We start from the raw sequence: 949 nt of genomic DNA on the forward strand, positions 1-949 counted from the left end.
CCGACCATCAGTGTGCCGAGGTACAAACCCTTGCTCATCCACTGCTTGAAATTGCGGGCCTTGTAGAGTTCCGTGTGCAACCAGGAGGTTTTGAATGCGTCGGGATAGGCCGTGAGTTCGTCGCTGGTGCGGCCCGCCTGCACGGCGTCAAAAGCGGCGTCGGCGGCCAGCATGCCGGTCTTGATCGCCGCATGCGAGCCCTTGATCCGCGATGCGTTCAGGAAGCCCGCGTCGTCGCCAACCAGCGCGCCGCCCGGGAACACGAGCTTCGGCAGCGACAGCAGGCCGCCCGCGGTAATCGCCCGCGCGCCGTAAGACACGCGTTTGCCGCCTTCAAGGATCGCGCGGATTGCCGGATGCGTCTTGTAGCGCTGGAATTCCTCGAACGGCGACAGGTACGGGTTCGTATAGCCGAGACCCACCACAAAGCCGACCACCACCTGGTTGTTGTCCATGTGATACAGGAACGAGCCGCCGTACGTGTCCGTCTGCAAAGGCCAGCCGGCCGTGTGCATCACGAGTCCCGGCTTGTGCTTTGCCGGGTTGATCTCCCACAGTTCCTTGATGCCGATACCGTAGACCTGCGGATCGGCGCCTTCGCGCAGCCGGAACGTCTCGTTCAGCTGACGGCCGAGATGGCCGCGCGCGCCTTCGCAGAACAGCGTGTACTTCGCATGCAGTTCCATGCCAAGCTGGAAGTTGCCGGTCGGCTCGCCGTCCTTGCCGATGCCGAGATTGCCGGTTGCGACGCCTTTGACCGAGCCATCGTCGTTGTACAGAATTTCAGCAGCCGGAAAGCCGGGGAAAATCTCGACGCCCGTCGCTTCGGCCTGCTGGCCGAGCCAGCGCGTGACGTTTGCGAGGCTGATCACATAGTTGCCGTGGTTCCTGAAGTTATCCGGCAGCGCCCAGTTCGGCACGCTCTTCGAGCCGGTTTCGGTGAGAAAGA

At 62.8% G+C, this 949-nt stretch carries 1 protein-coding gene; it reads right to left on the reverse strand.

Annotation, left to right across the window (positions count from 1 at the left end):
* Positions 1 to 949 (reverse strand): NAD(P)/FAD-dependent oxidoreductase (locus tag C0Z16_RS37005; protein ID WP_146014426.1); only part of this gene is annotated, 949 nt, incomplete at both ends.

It is taken from the genome of Paraburkholderia rhynchosiae, assembly GCF_002879865.1.
Classification (GTDB): Bacteria; Pseudomonadota; Gammaproteobacteria; order Burkholderiales; family Burkholderiaceae; genus Paraburkholderia; species Paraburkholderia rhynchosiae.